The organism is Desulfosporosinus nitroreducens, assembly GCF_023897015.1.
GTDB lineage: Bacteria > Bacillota > Desulfitobacteriia > Desulfitobacteriales > Desulfitobacteriaceae > Desulfosporosinus > Desulfosporosinus nitroreducens.
In genome coordinates this window covers 38167-58856 of record NZ_JAMHFY010000017.1, presented here as the reverse complement: position 1 = coordinate 58856, position 20690 = coordinate 38167, and the positions used below count along the sequence as shown (strand labels likewise).

The 20690-nt window shown below is 40.7% G+C and carries 21 protein-coding genes and 2 pseudogenes; 9 read left to right on the top strand and 14 right to left on the bottom strand.

What is annotated here, in order from left to right; translation table 11 throughout:
* Positions 1-396, bottom strand: coding sequence for a BlaI/MecI/CopY family transcriptional regulator (locus tag M8E35_RS17410; protein ID WP_252470633.1), 396 nt, complete (start codon positions 394-396; stop codon positions 1-3).
* Between the two features lie 343 nt (positions 397-739).
* On the opposite strand from M8E35_RS17410, the gene M8E35_RS17405 reads away from it, so the two are divergent.
* The 3 genes from M8E35_RS17405 to M8E35_RS17395 are packed head-to-tail and all read left to right on the top strand — an operon-like array spanning position 740 to position 2125.
* A complete protein-coding gene (locus M8E35_RS17405) occupies positions 740-1555 on the top strand; it encodes an RDD family protein (RefSeq protein ID WP_252470631.1) in 816 nt (271 codons plus the stop codon).
* Positions 1556-1567: 12 nt separating this feature from the next.
* The gene (locus tag M8E35_RS17400) at positions 1568-1882 is read left to right on the top strand and encodes a PadR family transcriptional regulator (protein WP_252470629.1); all 315 of its coding nucleotides are present in this window, start codon (positions 1568-1570) and stop codon (positions 1880-1882) included.
* Positions 1883-1918: 36 nt separating this feature from the next.
* On the top strand, positions 1919-2125 hold the full coding sequence (locus M8E35_RS17395) for a M56 family metallopeptidase (RefSeq protein WP_309446481.1): 207 nt from the start codon (positions 1919-1921) through the stop codon (positions 2123-2125).
* A 394-nt stretch (positions 2126-2519) separates the two neighbouring features.
* Here the strand turns inward: M8E35_RS17395 and M8E35_RS17390 are convergent, their stop codons facing one another.
* The 11 genes and pseudogenes from M8E35_RS17390 to M8E35_RS17340 all read right to left on the bottom strand — a co-directional run bounded on the left by M8E35_RS17390 (position 2520) and on the right by M8E35_RS17340 (position 12194).
* Positions 2520-2789: a hypothetical protein gene (locus tag M8E35_RS17390; protein WP_252470625.1), complete on the bottom strand. Its 270-nt coding sequence runs from the start codon at positions 2787-2789 to the stop codon at positions 2520-2522.
* 738 nt (positions 2790-3527) lie between these two features.
* A complete protein-coding gene (locus M8E35_RS17385; protein ID WP_252470623.1) occupies positions 3528-4556 on the bottom strand; it encodes an FtsW/RodA/SpoVE family cell cycle protein in 1029 nt (342 codons plus the stop codon).
* A 12-nt stretch (positions 4557-4568) separates the two neighbouring features.
* Positions 4569-4922 (bottom strand): permease prefix domain 1-containing protein, encoded by a 354-nt coding sequence (locus M8E35_RS17380; RefSeq protein ID WP_252470621.1) that lies wholly within the window; start codon positions 4920-4922, stop codon positions 4569-4571.
* On the bottom strand, positions 4909-5253 hold the full coding sequence (locus M8E35_RS17375; protein ID WP_252470619.1) for a PadR family transcriptional regulator: 345 nt from the start codon (positions 5251-5253) through the stop codon (positions 4909-4911). The genes M8E35_RS17380 and M8E35_RS17375 overlap by 14 nt, the downstream gene beginning before the upstream one ends.
* Before the next feature lie 162 nt (positions 5254-5415).
* A complete protein-coding gene (locus tag M8E35_RS17370; protein WP_252470617.1) occupies positions 5416-5688 on the bottom strand; it encodes a hypothetical protein in 273 nt (90 codons plus the stop codon).
* Positions 5689-5829: 141 nt separating this feature from the next.
* The gene (locus M8E35_RS17365; protein WP_252470615.1) at positions 5830-6066 is read right to left on the bottom strand and encodes a hypothetical protein; all 237 of its coding nucleotides are present in this window, start codon (positions 6064-6066) and stop codon (positions 5830-5832) included.
* 10 nt (positions 6067-6076) lie between these two features.
* Positions 6077-6252: pseudogene (locus M8E35_RS17360) on the bottom strand (sodium ABC transporter ATP-binding protein); the annotation flags it as partial.
* Between the two features lie 37 nt (positions 6253-6289).
* Complete coding sequence (locus M8E35_RS17355; protein WP_252470613.1) at positions 6290-6973, bottom strand: hypothetical protein; 684 nt, start codon at positions 6971-6973, stop codon at positions 6290-6292.
* 72 nt (positions 6974-7045) lie between these two features.
* On the bottom strand, positions 7046-9628 hold the full coding sequence (locus M8E35_RS17350; RefSeq protein ID WP_252470611.1) for a RyR domain-containing protein: 2583 nt from the start codon (positions 9626-9628) through the stop codon (positions 7046-7048).
* A 622-nt stretch (positions 9629-10250) separates the two neighbouring features.
* Positions 10251-10670 (bottom strand): universal stress protein, encoded by a 420-nt coding sequence (locus tag M8E35_RS17345; RefSeq protein ID WP_252470609.1) that lies wholly within the window; start codon positions 10668-10670, stop codon positions 10251-10253.
* Positions 10671-10709: 39 nt separating this feature from the next.
* Complete coding sequence (locus tag M8E35_RS17340; RefSeq protein ID WP_252470607.1) at positions 10710-12194, bottom strand: SulP family inorganic anion transporter; 1485 nt, start codon at positions 12192-12194, stop codon at positions 10710-10712.
* Between the two features lie 269 nt (positions 12195-12463).
* Here M8E35_RS17340 and M8E35_RS17335 point away from each other — a divergent pair, with 269 nt between their 5' ends.
* The 6 genes and pseudogenes from M8E35_RS17335 (at position 12464) to helD (ending at position 18514) form a co-directional block, all read left to right on the top strand.
* Complete coding sequence (locus tag M8E35_RS17335; protein WP_252470605.1) at positions 12464-12652, top strand: helix-turn-helix domain-containing protein; 189 nt, start codon at positions 12464-12466, stop codon at positions 12650-12652.
* A 147-nt stretch (positions 12653-12799) separates the two neighbouring features.
* Positions 12800-13156: a hypothetical protein gene (locus M8E35_RS17330; protein WP_252470603.1), complete on the top strand. Its 357-nt coding sequence runs from the start codon at positions 12800-12802 to the stop codon at positions 13154-13156.
* A 66-nt stretch (positions 13157-13222) separates the two neighbouring features.
* The gene (locus M8E35_RS17325) at positions 13223-14884 is read left to right on the top strand and encodes a ribonuclease J (RefSeq protein WP_252470601.1); all 1662 of its coding nucleotides are present in this window, start codon (positions 13223-13225) and stop codon (positions 14882-14884) included.
* A 114-nt stretch (positions 14885-14998) separates the two neighbouring features.
* Positions 14999-15235, top strand: a pseudogene (locus M8E35_RS26980) (MFS transporter); the annotation flags it as partial.
* Complete coding sequence (locus M8E35_RS17320; protein ID WP_289710894.1) at positions 15234-16187, top strand: MFS transporter; 954 nt, start codon at positions 15234-15236, stop codon at positions 16185-16187. The pseudogene M8E35_RS26980 and the gene M8E35_RS17320, both read left to right, overlap by 2 nt.
* A gap of 56 nt (positions 16188-16243) precedes the next feature.
* Positions 16244-18514, top strand: coding sequence for an RNA polymerase recycling motor HelD (gene helD, locus M8E35_RS17315; protein ID WP_252470597.1), 2271 nt, complete (start codon positions 16244-16246; stop codon positions 18512-18514).
* Between the two features lie 97 nt (positions 18515-18611).
* Here helD and M8E35_RS17310 read toward each other — a convergent pair whose 3' ends face one another.
* Positions 18612-19760 carry an aldo/keto reductase gene (locus M8E35_RS17310; protein WP_252470595.1) on the bottom strand — a complete coding sequence of 383 codons (1149 nt, stop codon included), beginning with the start codon at positions 19758-19760 and terminating at the stop codon, positions 18612-18614.
* 362 nt (positions 19761-20122) lie between these two features.
* Complete coding sequence (locus M8E35_RS17305) at positions 20123-20572, bottom strand: hypothetical protein (protein WP_252470593.1); 450 nt, start codon at positions 20570-20572, stop codon at positions 20123-20125.
* Positions 20573-20690: the final 118 nt, after the last annotated feature.

Here is a 20690-nt window from a genome sequence, read left to right as displayed (position 1 = left end):
TTACGTTGTCTTTTTCTGTTCCTTTTCTTCGAGGATTTGCTTCAATCCGGCGATATCTTCTCGACTTAATTCGCATTCCTCAATAAAGTTGGCAAGCATGATCTGGGGTAAACCGTCGAAGACGCGATGCAAAAATGATTGGCTTTCCGCTCTGACGCATTCCTTTTCCGAGAGTAGCGGGTAGTAATGGTAGGTTTTTTTATCCTGCGGATCAATTTTAAATCCCAGGACTTTTTTCTTCAGCAGCCTATTAATCAGCGTCTTGATTGTTTTGGGCTGCCAGGTTACAATTTCGGACAAATATTCAATAACCTGATTGGCCGTACAAGGCGCTTGGGACCATATTGCTTTCATGACTTGCCATTCGGCATCCGATATCTGCGGTAGTTTCTGCATAATATACCCACCTCTTATTATGTATGATTTAAGCAAAAACATATTACATCCGTAATCTATTTGAGTACATATTACATAAGTAATCGTTGTTTGTCAATGGTTCCCAATATAATATTCATATAGGGGTAGTAGTTAACTTCTGGGGCAATTGGATAACAGAAGAATCCAATGCTTTTTTTATATTATTTCCATATTCCAGCCACCTTCATCGATTCCTTGAGACGTTTTGAATCATCTCCGACAATTAGACAGAATATTTTCATCTTTACTATTGTTTATTAAACAGTAGTTGGGTATACTAAAGGCATCATACTATTTCATAATTAGTAGCGGAGGGATAATAATGACACAGTCTGAATACCTGCGGGAGCTGAAGGAGAACCTTGCGGGACGACTTGCGCCTGAGATGGTGATGGATATTTTAACTGATTACGAAAGTTTTTTTGTGTCCGGCAGAGAGGACGGAAAAACCGACGATGAAATATCCGAGGGACTCGGCTCGCCCGCTTATTTAGCTAAAGCGCTGCTTCAGGAACAAGCGCAAACTGAAACGGGTCAGACGGAGAAGCCGGATAAACACATTGCCAATCCGGGCCGCCGGTTATGTGCGTTTTTGATTGATGCTGTAATTGCCGTACTGCCGGCTTTTATTGTAACGAGCTTTTTAGGCAGTGCCGTACTGACCTTCTTTCTATTGATGATGTATCCTTCCCCTTTAGGCGGAGCATTTGTTTATACCGGTTATGCAACCTTCCAGAGTTTTTCTGTGGTAGAAAGCAGTCCGGGTAGTTCAATAACGATACCGGAGGGCAGCCAGGAAAACGTCCGGGAAAACGTTCGTGAGAGCGTCCTGAGACCAACTACTCTTTCCATTGCCGCCGCTTTACTGGCTCTTGCTTTCTATTTGCTGTATTCGGTGGCCGCAACCCTCATTTTTAAGGGGCAGACCGTCGGTAAAAAGCTCATGCGTCTCAAAGTGCGCCGCTCTGATTCAGGCCCGTTGACAAAAGGCGGTATTTTCAGCCGGGAACTTTTGGGGAAAGTTCTGATCAATTCTATTCCGATCGTACCGTTGATATCGATCGTTACCATTCTGTTAACCAAAGAGCATAAAGCGCTCCATGACCTGCTGGCCGACACAATTGTCGCCAATGTCTAGGAGGCTGGTGATATGGATACCCAAATGAAAAAAGGGGTGCTGGAAATGTGCATCCTCTATCAGCTGAAAGACGAAGAGCTTTACGGGTATGAGCTGATGAAATCAATACGCCTTGTTTTCCCTGATGTTTATGAAGGATCAATCTATACCATTCTGCGCCGCTTGAACGCCACTGGCTATACCCAAATCGAGGAAAAAAAATCTTTAAACGGGCCGGCGCGCAAATACTATCGCCTTACGCCGACAGGTTTGGAATACCTGGACCAGATGCTGGCTGAATGGGGCGAGATCCTGCATAGCGTTTCTGCCTTAGGAATCAGGATCTAACATAATCTCAGCAGGCGTTCTCATTGCAATGCATTTATCTGCCCCAAAATTTATGTGCCGGTTCATATCGGCGAGGCCGATCTTTCCTATATATTGGAACATGAACGCACTCATATCCGCAGGCGCGATTATCTCATTAAGGCCCTTGCTTTCCTGGCGCTTAGCCTTGCGTTAATAATTTTTATGATTGCGCCAAATTCCTCGGATGAAATTACATTTCTATGGAGAGACAGCTCCCCTTGATCCCCGAAAGCATCTGGAGGTAATGACACAAGCCTATCTTTGAAGAATCATTTTATCTCGCTATTAGGAGATTGACTAATACATTAAAATTAGGTCTGTTTTGCTTAGGGTCCTTCATTCCAGCATCAATCCAATAACCGACCACTTTATTTTCGGCTAGGAAGAGGACTACGTCATAATTTGATTCACGGACACCAGTTTCAATTTGAGCCGTATACATCTTGACTCGTTGACCCATATACTTAGAAAAGTCTAAATTATTCAGTTTCGATAATTCGTTGCTTCGCTTTAATAGGTCGCCAACTCTAACACCATCTTAGGTTGGCTTATCTAAGCCCGCAACCTCCTCAGCCATGAACTCAAGCCATGATTCTGGCTTAACCACACTGACTGGTCATTTCATCGCTTCGTCAATTCCTAAACCGAAATTCGTATTACCAATCAACACGCCAGGCTGCGAAGTGTAGTTGGCGTCTCCCCTAGTCCAAATGAGCTTGGTCGTTCCATTGAGAATTTCCAGTTTAGGATAATGGGAACTATACCCGGCTTGCTCGGCGGTTAAGTCATCAGGGGTTTGGGCGACCTCTATGGTGGACGGATTGGCATTGTCGTACAATTTTGTAACAATAATCAAGGAAGAAGATACTAAAAAAGCGACTTTCATCCGTACTTGCTCAATTTTTCAAAAGGATATATAATTATTTCATAAGAACCTGCATAAAATAATGCTAGGATGCTGCAAACATCCTAGCTGTACAACACAAACCGCAAGAGGCGGCCATAATGGGGTAACGAAAAAGTAGCTACTTTTCAGGGTGGGCTACTTTTTCGTCATATTGTAAGCAAACTGAAGTATCAAAACTATTAATGTTGCAAATGCAATCATTGCTGTTAGCGTTTGATACCATTGGTCCACTGGCCTCACCCCCTTTCATTAGGGGAATTGGCCACCCATCCCTGCCATATAGAGTTGTACAATCAATTATATCACAAATAGCCCATATTATGTATTTTCATCAAATCGACCTTTCGAAAAATTTAAGTTATAGACATTTAAGCGGAAGATATTGGTCTGATGAAACCACGCTACGTTGTTTCCCTGTCGCCCTTGTATTTATATACCTTACTCGACAAACAATGACCGCCCCTTAGCATGTTCCACCGAGTAGGTACTCGGCTATCGTTACTCCAGGTGACCATTTTGATAGCCCTCCTTGCCTATGTTTTGATAATACCTTTTTTCAATCTTATAAACAACCGACTCTTGGTTGAATGATATAAACTAAACCGATCAGTAGAGCGGTTGCGCTGATATTGTCTCAAAGGTGCTCTTGTTCCAGCTTACAACGACTTCAACAGCCGATTTATTATCAAGTATCATCACTGTGACTATATCATAATGTTATTTATTTAGCTTTAGATTAATAATAATCTGTCCATGATTAAATTGAATAAAGCGACTTGACTTGGTCGCCGCTAACCCGGCTTGATCCCCCACCAAATCCCCTGTCCGAAATACTGAAAGCAGCAAGCCAATCAAGCACATATTGATAACCAGAGCTTGCCCTCCATAAGAAATTAGGGGCAACGACAATGGAGAAAAGAAGAATAAACCTGAATTTGCTGCAATATAGATTATACACTGTAAGGCAAAGCCGGAGATAATCGCGAGTGAAACCAAAAAACCAAGTACACTTTTTTGCTTCTTACACAGAATAAGGGCACGTATAATAAAAGGTGACAATATCATGATTATTCCAATAAGCACAATCCATCCGAATCTATAAATCAAATAAGTTAAAAGAAAATCTGTATTGACATCAGGCAAAAGCTGTAATGTCGTATATTGCTCAAAACCACTTAACGGCAAGCCTTGGCCAATAAACTGAGCATGAGACAAGAACCGTTGTATTACGGTTCCAATATATCCATACCCTGTCGGATCAAAGGCTGGATTCAATATTACATGGATTCTCCTCGTGACATACCCCTCGCCCATTGTCATGAAAAACAGGGTAGGCAAAACAGCAGCAGTTGAGGTATACATAATCAACAATGCCAATAGTTTTCTTACATTAAACCAGCCTTTTGTAACAGCGGCCGTCAAAATAATAAGGCAGGATGTGCAGAGCAAAAAGAAAACCGTTTCATTAAGCCCCCGACGCCCGAGTATGGCTAAGTAGGCTGGAATCATAATAATTACCCCACATAGGACAAATCCGGCATACCCATGATTTCGCATTTTGTAAACAAATCCAGCATAAGCGGTAGGAAAAAACAACAAGAGATTTATCGCATAGATCGAACTGATATGTACTCTCGTAAACAAATAATTAGCGACTATTATGGCGCAAAGTCCAAAAAATATAACCCATGGGAACCTTCCGATAATTGTAAAATCTACTAAATAGGCAGCAATCATCACCAACATTGCCATGCCTGCTCATATAAACTGTTTTTGAAACATCTCTGCTCCGTTATTACGATGATTAGGTCCAATCAAAACTTGAATGGCAAGCCCCAAAAGAAGAATTGCAGCTGTCATTACAAGTAGCGGCCAATCCGGCCTGGGTCTATGGGCTCGGTCAAGCTGTTCCCCGACAACAACAGGATCGCCCATCTCGGCGATTGCCCTGTCGGCTGCCTCCTCTTCACTGAGTCCCTCACTAATGAAGGCATTCTTTTGATCGATGATGTGGTTATTTATTTCTTCTAAAACAGGAAGCTGAGCCTTTTTCCAACGTATCTGTTGGCGCACAGTTTCTAAATACTCGGTAATTTTGCTAGGCTGTTGCAAAACTTGCACCTCCTAAAACATCATTTACCGCAGCGGTGTATACTTTCCATTCTTCTTTTTTCTCCTTCAACTGCTGGCGGCCGTGTTTAGTAATACTATAGTATTTCCGTACTCTAGCGTTATCAGCGACCTCTTCATAAGAAGTGAGCATATTTTTCTGCTCTAAGGTGTGGAGCAGTGGATATAATGTTCCTGCTTTTAAATCAAAAGCATTGTTTGACTTCTTTCTAAGTTCTTCAATCATCTGGTAGCCGTACATATCCGTTCCGTCAAGCAGCTTTAAGATAAGCATACTGGTACTTCCTGTTAAAAGACTTTTATCGATTGCCATATTTACACCTCCATATGTAGATAATCTATATATGATAATATATCGGCCATCTACATATGTCAAGGTTGAAATACACGTTTAAGAGCCCCATTGAAAACCTAAAAGAGCTCAGGTTACTTTGAATACCTAATCTCTTGTTAAAGCTAAAGTGATGTCTCATTGTTACAGCTTTGCATAAGCTTGTAAAATTGATTCCGCCGCTTTCTCTACTTCAAATTCCTGCACCGTCGAATAAACTATACATTCCAAACCCTTCTCGGGGATTATAAATTTAGCGGCTGGCAACCCTTGAATGTTGTTTTTCAACCGTAGTTTAACTTCAGTTCCGCCGATTTGTTTTGTATCAAAATCAGAGTCAGGCGTTAATACTGGAGTCGGTTCTCCGAACGCTATCTCTACATCTAAATATGATGCTCCTGCGGTAGTATAGGACAATGTAAAGGCTTCTGACTTTTTGTCTCCTTCGGTGCTTATTCTGGAAGATGCGACTTGGAACTTATGCCCCTGCGGAACGACGATATCTCCCGGTTGAAGGGTTTTAAAACTTAACCCCTCAGAAGCTGTAGGACCGTTTTATCAATATAAAAGTTTTGCAGGGGGGTTGTTCACAGGAACAACTATACTTGCGCAGATTTTTTTCAAGTCATCAAGCGAAATACCCCCATCATATCGGGTGCCAGCCGTGTACTCAATACCATTCTTTATGAATTGAATGGCATTTACTTTGGCAATTTCACTCTCATGTAGTGTTGCTGGCACATCACCAATTTTGATTTGAGTTTTTGTACCTTGATCTATACCAGCAAAATACAACGGATGCATAACCCTGATTAATGAACGACACATAGTCGGCAATCTTATCTAAAGCCGGGGTAATATGGGTGAAAAAAAAGACGGACTTACGCTCATCTTGGATCAGGGTAGCAAGGATGTCTAAAAGTCGTTGCGCGCCATTGGATCAAGGCCAGCTGTAGTCTCACCCATGATTAAGAGCTCTGCCCCACTATAATCCTACTTCGTAGGCACCAAGTTTGACCTAAGTAATCAGCCAGCGATTCTCGACTTTCCTTACCCTAAGATCAATTGGCCGCTTGGCGGCAACACCACCATTTTGTATCTCCACACTCGTTATCTCTAAGATTTCGCCCTTCACGTCATACTCTGATGATGATTTCTGAATGCTTAGAATCTCTATTCGATCCGGCCATGGACTCGAAACCACCCTGCCCGGAACATCCTGAAGATCTTTTTGCCATGCCGACAAAAGCTCGGGGGATACTAGATCTCCGTAGTTCTCTTGGATACTTTTGTTTACGTAATCTCTAGGCGCTGTAAGGGAAACCGTCTGAAGTTTTTTGCCGAAATTCTCGACCAGACTGATAACTTCTGCTTCAGCACCTTCATCCTGAGTTTCGGTTATACTTACGCCGGGACTGATATCTTCGCTCTTGGTAGGTGCCCCTGTAAGCAATACAGTTCCGGCAATGATTACTACAGCACCCGCAGCGAAGGAAGCTATATAAGAATATTTCCGTCCGGTTAAGACGTTTTTCACTCTATCCTTTAAATTTCCCTCCGCAAACGACGATACGGCTACAACAGGCCTGCGTTCCCCCATACAAGAAGCAACATCGAGTAATGCCCTGGCGTATTCCCTGCGTGACAAAGGCAGGGATGGAATCGCTGAACCGGTCGGCGACCTCGGTTGAAATCGCGCCAAAACCTATTCCGACCATAGCCAAAGCTTTACAGAACGCGACATCGCCTCCCCAAAGGCTCTTTTTGGGGAAAATTAAAGTGCAGTCTCACAATAAGAAAGAAACTTGAGTCGTTCTATCTTAAAGTTTGAATTTGCCAGGATTTCTGGCCAAAATTTAATCGTTGCAATTAATTCATTTCTGTTATTGTCGGATAATTTTTTCCAAGGTACTAGTAAAGGGTGTAATTTTCTCTCTTCATCTATAATAGCATCTAGTTTCCAGCCAGCTTCCTTTTTTTGAAGTAACCAACGTTCATGCTCGTATTCAGCTAAAGCAATTAATTCACGTTCTGTAAATGTTACAGCTTCGAGTTTTTCCTTAACAGAGATAATATCGTAATCAATCCTATGCAAAGCATCAGGAATATGCTTTATTTGTTCGTAGATAGACTCTTTCTGTTCATTACAAAGAGTTTCCCAGGATTTTAGGCAATTTGATTCTGATTCATTCTTATCTTTGTTGAGCAAAGTATGCCTATAAAGATCCATTGCCAAACTTTCAAATTTCTCACTATAGAAAGCATCATGCATTAAACGACGTAAAAATTGTTCTTCATCAACATGTAATTTCAACTGTTCTTTAGAAGGCAAATGTGATTGCTCCCATTTTTTACTGTCGGTTAGCATACTCATCTCTAAGATGGCTTCCATTGATCTGGATTCATGTTTATATCGTGTAACTTTGAGCATTGCTCGTAAAATACCATTATCTATTTGAGCTTCCCCTCGCTCATTTAATAGATGAGGTACTTTGCGTTCCAGTAGGGATCGCAATAGCATTGCTCTACGAACAATGAATAATTGATCCTTCTGTTCATCTGTTTGATTAGGTCCGAGAATATTTACGTACCCTCTTAGACGACTTACAAAGTCTGGACCTTTAGCACTTTGAAATTTTTTCAGAAATTGTTTATATTCCAATTCATCCGTAATATCTTCTCCGCCAAATTCTTGGAATGTACTACTGGTGCCACCGGCAAAGACAAAAATAGCTTTCCCAATAGGATGAATAGAATCTCCTTCTCTAAATTCCCCATCCTGCATAGGTGCTAGAAAATATTTTAACCAACCTAGATTTCCTTCAAAAGCCGAATCAAATTCGTCAAAAAAAACTAGCGGAACTTTTCCCTTCAGGCAAAGGTCTCGGACTTTATGGAAGGCAGCAAATAAGTCTACCAATGATTGAAATTGAGATAAATTAAAATTTAATTGATCCATTAAATCTGGGGCAATACTGGAAGCTACTTCTGCTACCCCAAAGGATTTCCCGGACCCTGGTGTTCCAAATACAGCAATGCACAGCGGACGAACCGTATTTTTCGTAGAAATATACTCCGTCATTAGGTTTTTGATGCTTCTATAACCCTCAATTTCTGCCCTGTCCACTGTTTTTAATTTGCCAAATTGTGCTATGGGGATATACTTGAGGGCACTTTTTTCTCCACTTTTGACGATATTATAAGCTATGTCTGCTAAACTACTAGAACTTTTGTCTTTAATAATATACCAGTCAGTCTCACAGATTGAAGAATTATTTGTATCACGTATCAGTACATCTTGAATATGCTCTTTACAGACAAAATCATTTTCGGCTTCCTTAAAGATTAATGGATTAGGAAAAGCACTTTCCTCAATAGTTTCACCAAAACCATAAACAAAATATTTTTGAGCAGCAACAATGCCTTCGCGTATACCTTCCCCTATTGATTTACTAAGTTCTTCATTATTACAAATTCCTGTAGCTATATTACGGGACAGCGCAGCAACAAAGCAAGAGGTTAATCCAAACATTTTGCCTTGATTGTCTTTGATGAAACCTCCTTCAAATTCATAAGTTAAGAAATACAGTTGAGATTCCGCTACTCCTTTATTTTGATAATATATCGCACCTTCAAGGCCGAAAGGTACTATAAGGTGATGACAGTGAGCAAGGAAGGCCAGGTCGGGGTTATGATTCATTTGCCACACAAAATCCTGGGCCGTCTTTTCCCAAGAAAGGCTCTTACTAATATTAACTCCTTTTGCTCGTAAATCATCACTATTGATAACAACAATGGTATTTTGAATATGAAAATCTCTTATATTATGCCAAAGCTTACTAGAACTGGTAGGATGATTCACCTTATATATTACAATAGGTGATTTTCCAGGTGTTTTTATTGCTAAAGGCCAGAATTCTTCGTTAGCATTAAAACCGTTATTCTCATCATCTAATATGACCATATCTGCATTTTGGTCATCATCTATGATCGGTAGTAACATAGGCCTACAAGAGGTCAGTCCTGTAAATCCAAGATAGCGGCTGATGCGGTAGACTTTGTGATTATCATTTTTATTGAGGGTTTCAGGAAAAAGCTCTAACTCTACAGTAGAACGAAGAAGTTCTTTGGGCAACGCAGCTTCTATGTCTTGAATTTGCGGTGAACTTATTGAAGCCTGAGATGCTAACGTTACAAACTTTGACAAAAGTAGTGCCTCGCCATTTTTTAAACTATTGTGAACATGTGGATAAGACTGCCAATTCAAACCCTTAGTACACTGTTGATCAGTTCTCCACTGTAATAAATTTACACATATATCTCCTGATATAACAATTTTAAAACATTTGTTTTCCATTGTTCTAACTCCTCGTATAACATTAGAATAATTCTAGTTTGCATCATAATTATATACTATCTATGCACTCATTTATACTACCGTTACCTATCAATGTTGCTAATTAAAGGTATTCGCCTTTTCCTTCATCAGTGTTGATTGCAATTCAAATGAAGTGAATAAAGTCTTTGGACTTAAAGCAGTACATATACTAATGTGCTTAACGAACGCATTAAATATTTGTTTACATTAAGCTCTACGCCCAAGACAAACTTACAATGAAGTAACGCTAAAGTGCCTTGAACGCATAAAAAAGATAACACAGGCTCCGACGTAACGCTGAAGCCTGTGCTTGCCCAGATAGGAGTGAGAAAATCACATAGTGCTGCTGGTGGCCTTGGCGGAATAGGCATTTTAAAACTAAATGACACAAACACAAACGAAAAGCCTATTATTCCAAATTGCAGAATGATAGGCTTTTCGTTTGTGTCAAAAATAGTTGGTTGACTATATGAAAAAAACTTCCCTATTCCATCATTTAAAGTTAGAACTGTGATTTTCCACAAGGTTCAAATAATAGACACTTAGCGAAGTTTACCCAATATCCAATTGGTTAGTAATCGTCAAGAAATCCATAAAGGGTCTATTTTACTATTAATACAGGACAGCTAGCCCTTTTGGCTACCTTATGACTAACCCCTCCTAAGACAAACTCCTGTAAAGTATTCAAACCCCGACTACCTATAACAACAATATCAAATTTACCATCATTCGCATATTTAACGAGCGCAGGCCCTGGTTCACCGTGGATAAACTTCACCTTAAAATCAACCTTCGCCTGTTTCATCTTCTCTTGTAGCGGAAGCAACTTTTGATTCCTTTTTAAGGTTATAGCGTCTGTATCTAACTCACGTAATACGTCCGCTTTAGATGCCTCACTGTTAATCACATAGACAATCTCAATCTTTGCCTCAGGGTTATTTTGCGTCAAAATGATTGCTTTTTCAGCAGCTCTTATTGAGTGTTCCGAGCCATCGGCTGCCAATAGGATTTTATTAAACATACGTTCAACCCCCAATTTATATTTGGCATTTGTCTCTTCTTAGTGTTTAGGCAGTCCAGAGTTCAAATCTGTATGGGTGGCCAATTTTTCAATCAATCGAGCACTCTGTTCGTTTAGTCCGCTTAAGGTAACCTTAATATCATATTGCCTGTATTTGAAGACAATCTTGTCAATCGCAGCTACGGCCGAATCATCCCACAGATTCGCATTGCTAAAATTTATATCCACTTCTCGTATATTATCCTTGTTATCGTTCGTAAAATCAAATACATTCAGCAAATCTGTTACAGATACGAAAAACAGCTGCCCACTAATTTTGTATGTTTTCACTAAACCATCTTGCTCAATTTGTTTCTTTGCATAAACCTTAGAAATTTTTGATGCAAAAAAGACTGCACTTAGAATAACTCCCGCCATAACGCCTAAGGCTAAATTATGAGTTACTAAAACTGTTAAAACGGTAAAAATCATGACAAAGGCATCGCTTTTAGGAGTAATTCGCAAGGTTTTAAGCGATTGCCAATCAAAGGTTCCAATTGAAACCATTATCATCACGGCAACTAAGGCTGCCATAGGAATTTGCACGACATAATCCCTGAGACCAATAATCAGAACGATCAAAAACGCCCCTGCAATAAACGTAGATAATCGACCTCTTCCACCTGATTTCACATTAATGACCGACTGACCAATCATGGCGCACCCGGCCATCCCTCCGAATAAACCGACGACAATATTAGAAATACCCTGACCCTGGCTCTCTTTGTTTTTATTACTTCCTGTATCCGTCATGTCATCCACAATCGTGGCGGTGAGCAAGGATTCAGTCAGGCCTACCATCGCTAGAGCAAAGGAATACGGTACAATAATTAATAATGTCTCCAGGGTTATCGGCAGGTTAGGTATAGAAAAACTGGGTAAGGAACGTGTAATGATTCCCATGTCTCCGATCACCGGAACCTTGATGTCAAGTATTATGGCAATAGCTGTAATTCCAACAATCGCCACAAGTGTGGAAGGAATTGACCTTAATATCAGTGGTAAACCGTAGATGATCACTAAAGCACCCACGGTCATAACGTACGCCGGCCATGATTGGCCAAAAAGATAAGGAAATTGAGACGTGAAAATCATAATTGCTAAAGCATTAACAAACCCAACCATCACTGAGCGAGGTATAAATTTCATGTATCTCGCCAGTTTAAATGTCCCAAACAAGATCTGAAATATTCCTGTTAATATCGTAGCGGCAAAGAGATACTCAATACCATGTTCTTTTACTAAGGTAATAAATAAAAGAGCCATTGCCCCTGTTGCCGCAGAAATCATTCCCGGCCTTCCTCCGACAAAGGCAATCACAATTGGAATGATAAAGGAGGAATACAAACCCACCATTGGGTCTACCCCGGCAATAATTGAGAATGCGATCGCCTCTGGAATCAAAGCCAGGGAAACGACAAGCCCAGCCAATACGTCATTTTTAATATTGCTAAACCATGACTCTCTGAAGGATAAAGTTTCCATACAAACCTCACTTTTACAACAAGCTACTTTCGATAGTGTTCCCCTCGGAGCAAAAAGAAAATACCCCTAACTGATTAACTCATTGAGGACATTAAATTTCGAGAGTGCCTGTAGTACATTATCACAAATAATCATAAACAGCAATTTGTCAAAACAATCTATATTTAGCTAAGGATTGCCTTCTTTAGATACCTACTATATAATTTCGTTATCAGTTCTAATCAACAATAATCACTATTAATGTAGCAAAATATTAAGGAGTGAGTCCGATGGCTGAATACAAAGAAATAATGACCCTGCGCCAAGTGGCTGAATACCTACAAATCAGCGAGGTGACCACCTATCGTTTGGTTCAGGAGAATAAAATCCCCGCCTTCAAAATTGGCCATAGCTGGCGGGTGAAAAAAGAAGATCTTAACGAGTTTATTGAAAAGCAAAAACGCGGGGAAAGGTTCTAATAATTGGAACATACCCCTTAATACTATGAACAAGAGGTGTTGAGGATGAGCTTACAAAAATCTAATCTTACCCAGGCTAGTCCACCGTGATAAGTATTGTCTCTATCTGACAGGGCAGTTACTAACTACAAACACGGGGTGATATTGTTGTTTGATAACCTGTATAGCCTGGTTAGGGATCATTTAAACCAAAGGCTATTTGATCCTAAAAACCTTGAATTATTAAAGCAGATCATGAATGCACTTGTTGGTATGACTGTGCATTTGCATGTCAACTCAGATTCCCAATACGATCGCAGTTGTGAATTAGTAATGCGCGTAAAGTCCACCAGTTATGTCGGCGGCAAGATAAGTATTAAGACTACAAACCATAATATAGGTTTTCCTGCTTTGGGTATTATCATCACTTCGCAACAAGAGCAAATTATGATTACTGCGCCCAGCAGTGAGGAAGTTGGATCTATGCTAATTATCATAATTAATCGGGAGGGAAACCTGGTTTAGCTAAAGTGGTCTTGAAATACTCCTTTAAAAGGATTGAGTGTTATATAATACAGGAGGTATCACTACTTGCCTAAAGAAAGCAAACTACAAATTATTCCCCTCGGTGGACTAGGGGAAATCGGAAAGAATACCACCGCTATCCGCTATAATGATCAAATCGTTTTAATTGACGCAGGTCTAGCTTTTCCTGACGAGGATATGTATGGAGTCGACCTGGTAATCCCAGACTATACTTACCTCATTGAAAACAAAGACCGCATCCTGGGAATCCTGATTACCCACGGTCATGAAGACCATATTGGGGGACTACCCTATTTGTTGAGACACTTTAACGTCCCTATTTTCGGAACACGCCTTGCCATTGGCTTAGTTCAATATAAACTAACGGAAGCCAAATTGGGACAAATAACTACCCAGGTAATCCAGCCTGGAGAAACCATAAAACTGGGCTCCTTCGCCATTGACTTTATTAATGGGAGCCACAGCATACCGGGTTCTGTCGGTTTAGCCCTTCATTCCCCCCTGGGAACCATCATTCATTCCGGAGATTTCAAGCTGGATCATACTCCGGTGAGCGGAGAGGTTCTCGACATCCACAAGTTTTCAGAACTTGGCGACAAAGGAGTTCTCTGCCTTCTCTCAGACAGTACCAATGTGGAACGCGCAGGCTTTACGAAGTCTGAGCGGCTGGTTGGGGAAAACATTGACAAGGCCTTTGCGGGTGCCGAGGGGCGAGTGATCTTCGCCAGTTTTGCTTCCAATGTCAATCGCCTTCAGCAAGCGATCACCGCCGCCTTCAAGTACCATCGCAAAGTCGCTGCCGTCGGCCGAAGCATGGTCAATGTCGTTAGCATCGCCGCGGAGCTTGGGTATCTCCATGTCCCTGAAGACACTCTCATTGACGTCGATGAGGCCATGTGCTTGCCGAGCAATCAAGTATGCATCCTGACAACAGGCAGTCAAGGCGAGCCGTTGGCTGCCCTTACCCGCATGGCGAACCATAATCATCGGCAGATTTCCATCTATCCGGGAGATACGGTTATTCTCTCGGCTTCTCCCATCCCGGGGAATGAAAAAGCCGTCTCTCGAAATATTGATCAGCTCTTCAAGTTAGGGGCGAAGGTGATCTATGAATCCCTCTCCGGGATGCACGTTTCCGGCCACGCCAGCCAAGAAGAGCTTAAACTTATGCTCAGTATGGTGAAACCTAAGTACTTTATTCCTGTCCACGGGGAATACCGCATGCTCATGAAACATGCTGAACTTGCTGTGCAAGTGGGAATTCCACGGGAAAATATTTTTGTGGCAGAAATCGGAAATGTGATAGAGTTTACTCGTCACGGAGCAAAACTGGCTAATAATGTTACCGCCGGGCGAGTTTTTATTGATGGCTTGGGAGTCGGGGATATCGGGAATAGTGTTATGAAAGAACGGTCACTCCTCTCCCAAGATGGAATTCTGATAATCATTTTAGCCCTCAACAGCGCAACCAACACAATACTAACGGGTCCAGATGTTGTCACCCGAGGATTTGTTTATGTTCGAGAATCAAACGCAATGCTCGATGAGGTAAAAGCGATCACCAGAGAGACCATAGCCCGCAGTATCCAGAATGGTATCCATGAAACCAACCTTTTGCAAAATCGCGTTAGAGATGCTGTAAGCAGACATCTTTATGCCAAGACCAAGAGGCGTCCCATGGTTATACCGATTTTTCAAGAAGTCTAATAACCCTTTAAAAAGCCTTCGCAGGATTTTCTTTAGCAGTCAAAAACAAAGGAGCTTAGTTGCCGTGCACCGTTCTCAAGGAAAACTCCCAGTCAATCCTCCCTTTTTCTATGGTTGGATTATCGTCGTCATCTCCGCCCTAAGTTTGTTTTTCTCAGGTTTCAAACCTACTCTATCTCCGTTTTTATAAATGCTTATACTACCGAATTAGGTTGGAGCCGCTCCTTGATTTCTGGTATTTATTCCCTGGCTAGCTTAACGGCTGGTCTTTCTCTATTTATGATGGGACGACTAATTGATCGCTATGGACAACGACGAATGAGCGCTGTCATCGCCCTTTGCTTAGGATTTGCCTTGCTTTTGGAACAGTTTCCTCCACGGACCCCTTTGGATATTTATTGGCTTCTTTATGCTCCGATTATTTGGACAAGGCTCCATGAGCCTTATTCCCAGCACCTTGGTCCCTCAATGGTTTGTTCAAAAAAGAGGAAGAGCCTTCAGTATAATGGCCCTGGGGGGATTTGCCAGTTCATCCTTCATTCCTCTTTTCAATGTCTGGATGATCCAAACCTGGGATTTAAGGGTTACCTGGTGGGTATGGGGAGGATTACTGATCCTGCTATTTACCCCTCTGACCTATTACTTTACCGTCAACAAACCTGAGGAAGTCGGGTTATACCCCGATGGAGACTCGCCAAAGATAATCAAGAGTCCTGATTCGATTTCAACGAACAAAGCGAAAGACATTGTTGATACAGAAATTAACTTGACTCTAGCGGAAGCAAAGAAAACGAGAACCTTCTGGTTTATCCTTCTGGCTGCTGCGGTTCCAGCTTTAGTCAATACAGGATTAACCTTTCACTTAATCTCCATTCTGGGGGAACGAGGAATTTCACCCTTGAATTCAGCCTTTATTTTAACCTTAATGGCTCTAGTGGGGTTCCCCGTTTCATTCCTTGCTGGATTCATTTTGGAACGAGTAAAGACAAACTATGCTCTGGCCTTCGTTTTTCTAGGCGAAATCATGGTTTTGTTAACCCTTCAATTTGTAGATTCTCAACTCAGTGTCATTGTTTTTGGTCTAATGTGGGGATTCTTTGTAGGCTTTGAGCAAATCACTTTAAATTTAATTTGGCCCAATTATTATGGGCGTCGCGACTTAGGCAGTATTCGCGCAATTGCTTCTAGTGTCATGATTATTGGCGCGGCACTTGGCCCATTGCCCCTAGGTATAGCCTTCGATCAGTGGGGTGGCTACACCGAAATCCTTTATGTAATGATAGCATTTCCTTTATTAGGATAATTGCAGCCCTAATGTCTTCAAGTCCAAATTTACCTGAAGGGAGCAAGTAGCAACCTATGAGCAGTCATCATCACGAATTTGACCAAGAAGCAAAACGTCTTGCTTCTACGATCACATACATGAAGAAAATGATTAATTTGATTGTGGAGAACCGCCAAGGTCAGCGCGAAGAGATTCGCCAAGCTTTTATTGACTTAGATTATTTAGACAGCAGCCAGAGTTACATTTCTATTTTGGTGACTTCTCAGCTTTTAGAATACGGAGAACAACACTTTTACCAACTCAATCAAGGACTTGCCAAGCCCTACTTTTCCCGGATTGACTTTAAACAAGAAGGCAGTCCAGACTTTAAGCGTTATTATATCGGCAAGTTATCGTTGCTTACCCAGGAAGATCAAGAGCCCCTTATCCTTGATTGGCGCTCCCCTATTGCCTCCATCTATTATGAAGGGCGATTGGGGGCTGTTGATTATCAGTCTCCCACAGGAACCATTCAAGGAGAGCTGGGTCTCAAACGGCAATATACCATTGAAAACGGACAGTTATTGGAGATTCGAGATATCGACATTACAACCAATGACGCTTTCCTTCAGGCCTCTCTGGAAGCAAGTGCCGATAATCGGCTCAAGGATATCGCCACCTCGATTCAAGCGGAACAAAACCGGGTGATCCGCGCAGATATCGCTCCCTTAATCGTTCAAGGAGTTGCCGGCAGCGGTAAAACGACCATAGCAATTCATCGCATGGCCTATCTTATCTATACCTATGAAGATCGTTTCATCCCCGAGAATTTCATTATTCTCGGCCCGAATCGCTTATTTCTTAATTATATCTCCGAAGCCTTACCGGAGTTGGGCGCAGAAAGAGTGACTCAGACGACTTTGATCGACTTCATGTTGGAGCTGATTGGTAAAACTGCGAAAATCAAATTAGTTCCCCCAGAACAAAAACTATTTCAGTTACTGGAAGAAAATAACCAGTCCTCATTAAATTCTTCCTATATTATTGGAGCCTCAGAATTCAAAGGTTCCCTTCAATTTAAAGATGTCCTCGATCATTATGTAGAACGCTTACAAGAGACGTTTGTACCAAAGGTTGATTTTAAACTCGGAGACTATGTCATTTTAGAAGCAGAAGACATTCAACGAGTTTTTCTTGAGGAATACAGTTTTCTTCCCTTACAGAAGCGAATTGAAATGGTTAAAAAAGTGTTGACTAATAAACTCAAAGCAGCCAAAGAGCCTGCCTTAAAACTAGTCGAAGAGGAGTTTAACCGTCAAATCCAGGAAGTGCGTTCTTCATCAACCTTCGATGAAGAGGTGCGGCGTGAAAAAGGGATTGCTTTAGTTGACTCGCGCAATGAAACTCTAACTAAGCTCACCAATTCCGCCAAGACTGTGGTAAAGAAGTATCTTGCGCTCTTCCCTAAAATTGATCTGTTAGATCACTATAAAAGGATTATTGCTGATCCAGACGTTTTCTTAGATACGGGTGCGAAAGGGCTGGACAGAGCTACCCTTGAATACCTGTGCAGTTCTTCTGCCGAACTGATCGCCCAAAATAAACTTGAACTGGAGGATTTGGCTCCTCTAGTCTATTTAAAGCAACTTCTGTTCGGTTATGAAGAAAAGTTTGATATCAGTCATGTCTTTATTGACGAAGCCCAGGATCTTAGTATCTTTCAGCTCTATACATTGCGCAAAGTTTTAAAGACAGATATGTTTACGATTTTTGGCGATTTGGCTCAGGGAATTCACGCTTATCGAGGGATAAAAAGTTGGGATCAGGTTAGGCAAGAGGTCTTTCCAGCTCTTGACTGCAACTATTTAACTCTCGAACAAAGCTATCGAACCACTATTGAAATTATGGAATATGCCAACCAAGTTATTAAAAAAGTGAAAGCAACCGATATCCTCTTGGCGAAACCAGTCATCCGCCATGGAGTTCCTCCCGATGTTCTAGCTTTCAAAAGTGTTAAGGATATGGTTCATGCCATAGAAAATTTACTTGAAATCCAACTTGCAGGCGGTTATAAATCAATCGCCCTTATCGGGAAAACCCTTAAAGAATGTCAATTACTCAAAAAGAACCTGAATATTCCCTGTGAAATTTTGCATGGGGATGAAACCCTTTATGAAGGACAAGTTTTGATCGTGCCCTCGTACGTTTCCAAAGGACTAGAATTTGACGTTGTGTTTATTTTTAATATCCATGAACACTATAGTGATGAAGACCTTGATCTTAAATTGCTCTATGTCGCCATGACTAGAGCGAGACATCGCCTGTTCAGAATGAGTATTAGCAAGTCAGGGAAATTTCCAGCATAAACTATCCGGTATTCCCATCTCTATAAAAACATATTAGTCAATGCTACCTTCAGGCCCCTGAAATATGCTGATTTCTCATAGTCTTTTCACCCTGTTTCTATTTTTCCTTTCTGGTTGGAAACTGTGGTGTCACATCAAATGTCGCAGATACATCTTTTAAGTGCTCCGTTATCTTCAAATGCTGAGGACAAGCGTGTTCACATTGTTTACAGTCTATACAGTCACTTGCCTTACCATGATTTGCTGCAAGGTTTAAATAATAGACAAACTGACTTGAAAAGTTATCAGTTGTAGCACGTTTTGTACTGTTATACAAGGCAAAGTAGTCTGGAATAGCAATCTTTTTCGGACAGCCCTTTTCGCAATATCTGCAGATTGTGCAGGGAATTGCAGTGTTTTCATTGATGATTTTGCTTACCTGATTAATAATCATGTACTCTTCTTTGTTAAGAGGTTTAAAGTCTGCCATATATGACGTATTATCAAGCACCTGTTCCATTGTATTCATTCCACTTAGTACCATTATGACCCCTTCCTGACTGGCCGCAAATCGGATTGCCCAGGATGAAATGGATGCTTCCGGATTATATCCTTTCATTAATTTTTCTGCTTTTTCCGGAACTAAAGCCAGAGAGCCTCCTTTACATGGTTCCATGACGATAATTGGTTTGTTATGCTTTCTGGCTATCTCATAGCACCTTCTTGACTGAATGCTTGGATTTTCCCAGTCAATATAATTTATCTGTAACTGAACGAAATCCAATTCCGGATGAGCCGTTAAAATCTCATCTAGTAATTCCGGTGTATCATGGAATGACATACCAAAGTTCTTGATTTTGCCTTCTTTCTTTTTACTAATTCCAAAACTAAAACTGTCAAGTTCACAAGCCTTCTTATATGAAATAACGCCAATATTGTGGAGCAGATAATAATCGAAATACTCCACACCGCATTTTTCAAGCTGTTCATTAAAGACTTTTTCCTGATCTTCCACAGTTTTTACATCTCTCATAGGAAGCTTTGTCGCAAGTGCAAAATTATCTCTTTTATGTCTTTTTACAAGAGCTTCTCTCATTACGTCCTCACTCATATAGCCATGATAGACATAAGCAGTATCAAAATAAGTAAATCCTTTCTCTAAAAAGGTATCTACCAATTTATCTAACGTTTCCATATCAAAAGATGTCTGGTCATCTTTATCTAGAAGTGGTAATCTCATACATCCAAAACCTAATTTTTTTTCCATTAAATTTTTTCCTTCTTTCTAATTGTCTTATATTTATAGTTTTGTTATTCGATATTACTTTAGCAATAATTAAAGACTAACAAGGACTAGCATTAAGATATTAACAGAGATCAACCTCGTATCATAGTCTAACATCCGGAGTTAACTCCAAGTCAAGCATTTTCTTCTAAAGTCACATCTATAAATTAAACTGCTCTCTATTATTTATAGAAGATAAGTCACATTTAACCTCATGTTTTAATAACCAAAATAGACCTCAAACCCGCTAGATATACGGATTTAAGGTCTCAAGGTTAACTGACAGTGTATAACTATAAATAATATAGATACCTTGAGAATCAGGGTCCCTTCTTATATAAAGTTTATTTTACACCTAGGGCTTCATTAACCAGGGGTTGCAGGGCTGGATCTTTTAGCATTGCTTTGAAAGTTGCCTTCATTTTCGGATCGGACATGGCCTCTACCATAGGCTTAAACATTGATGGATTAGCCATAATACTGACCATGGTATCTTTATTTTCGCTACTCCCCAGGATACTGATCATATTTTTTTGGATATCGCTATTTTTCATCATATCTACCATAACAGGCATCATTTGGGAAGACCCCATTACTTTAACCACGGACTGGCGAGTATCAGGTGAACTTAAAACATCAACCATTGCTGTGGTATTGCTGGTCATATATTGAGTCATGTTGCTAGTACTCATTATGTCTTTTGTTTGACTGCCGCAGCCGGCTAGACTTAATATGGCAATAGAAGTTAGACCTATAAACACTATTGATTTAATTTTCTTATTCACAACTATCATCTCCTACTCTTAATCACTTTTTTAGTTAGTCCGTTACTAATAAAATACTTAAACTAGTCTTATTCATCCATAGCACCTCGTGCATAAAATCGTTAGAAATACTATAACACAAAAAGCA

What these genes read in the sequence shown, in the direction of transcription:
- M8E35_RS17410 (WP_252470633.1), bottom strand. Translation starts at nt 396, where the DNA reads ATGCAGAAACTACCGCAGATATCGGATGCCGAATGGCAAGTCATGAAA.
- M8E35_RS17405 (WP_252470631.1), top strand. Translation starts at nt 740, where the DNA reads ATGACACAGTCTGAATACCTGCGGGAGCTGAAGGAGAACCTTGCGGGA.
- M8E35_RS17400 (WP_252470629.1), top strand. Translation starts at nt 1,568, where the DNA reads ATGGATACCCAAATGAAAAAAGGGGTGCTGGAAATGTGCATCCTCTAT.
- M8E35_RS17390 (WP_252470625.1), bottom strand. Translation starts at nt 2,789, where the DNA reads ATGAAAGTCGCTTTTTTAGTATCTTCTTCCTTGATTATTGTTACAAAA.
- M8E35_RS17385 (WP_252470623.1), bottom strand. Translation starts at nt 4,556, where the DNA reads ATGTTGGTGATGATTGCTGCCTATTTAGTAGATTTTACAATTATCGGA.
- M8E35_RS17375 (WP_252470619.1), bottom strand. Translation starts at nt 5,253, where the DNA reads ATGGCAATCGATAAAAGTCTTTTAACAGGAAGTACCAGTATGCTTATC.
- M8E35_RS17350 (WP_252470611.1), bottom strand. Translation starts at nt 9,628, where the DNA reads ATGGAAAACAAATGTTTTAAAATTGTTATATCAGGAGATATATGTGTA.
- M8E35_RS17345 (WP_252470609.1), bottom strand. Translation starts at nt 10,670, where the DNA reads ATGTTTAATAAAATCCTATTGGCAGCCGATGGCTCGGAACACTCAATA.
- M8E35_RS17340 (WP_252470607.1), bottom strand. Translation starts at nt 12,194, where the DNA reads ATGGAAACTTTATCCTTCAGAGAGTCATGGTTTAGCAATATTAAAAAT.
- M8E35_RS17335 (WP_252470605.1), top strand. Translation starts at nt 12,464, where the DNA reads ATGGCTGAATACAAAGAAATAATGACCCTGCGCCAAGTGGCTGAATAC.
- helD (WP_252470597.1), top strand. Translation starts at nt 16,244, where the DNA reads ATGAGCAGTCATCATCACGAATTTGACCAAGAAGCAAAACGTCTTGCT.
- M8E35_RS17310 (WP_252470595.1), bottom strand. Translation starts at nt 19,760, where the DNA reads ATGGAAAAAAAATTAGGTTTTGGATGTATGAGATTACCACTTCTAGAT.
- M8E35_RS17305 (WP_252470593.1), bottom strand. Translation starts at nt 20,572, where the DNA reads ATGATAGTTGTGAATAAGAAAATTAAATCAATAGTGTTTATAGGTCTA.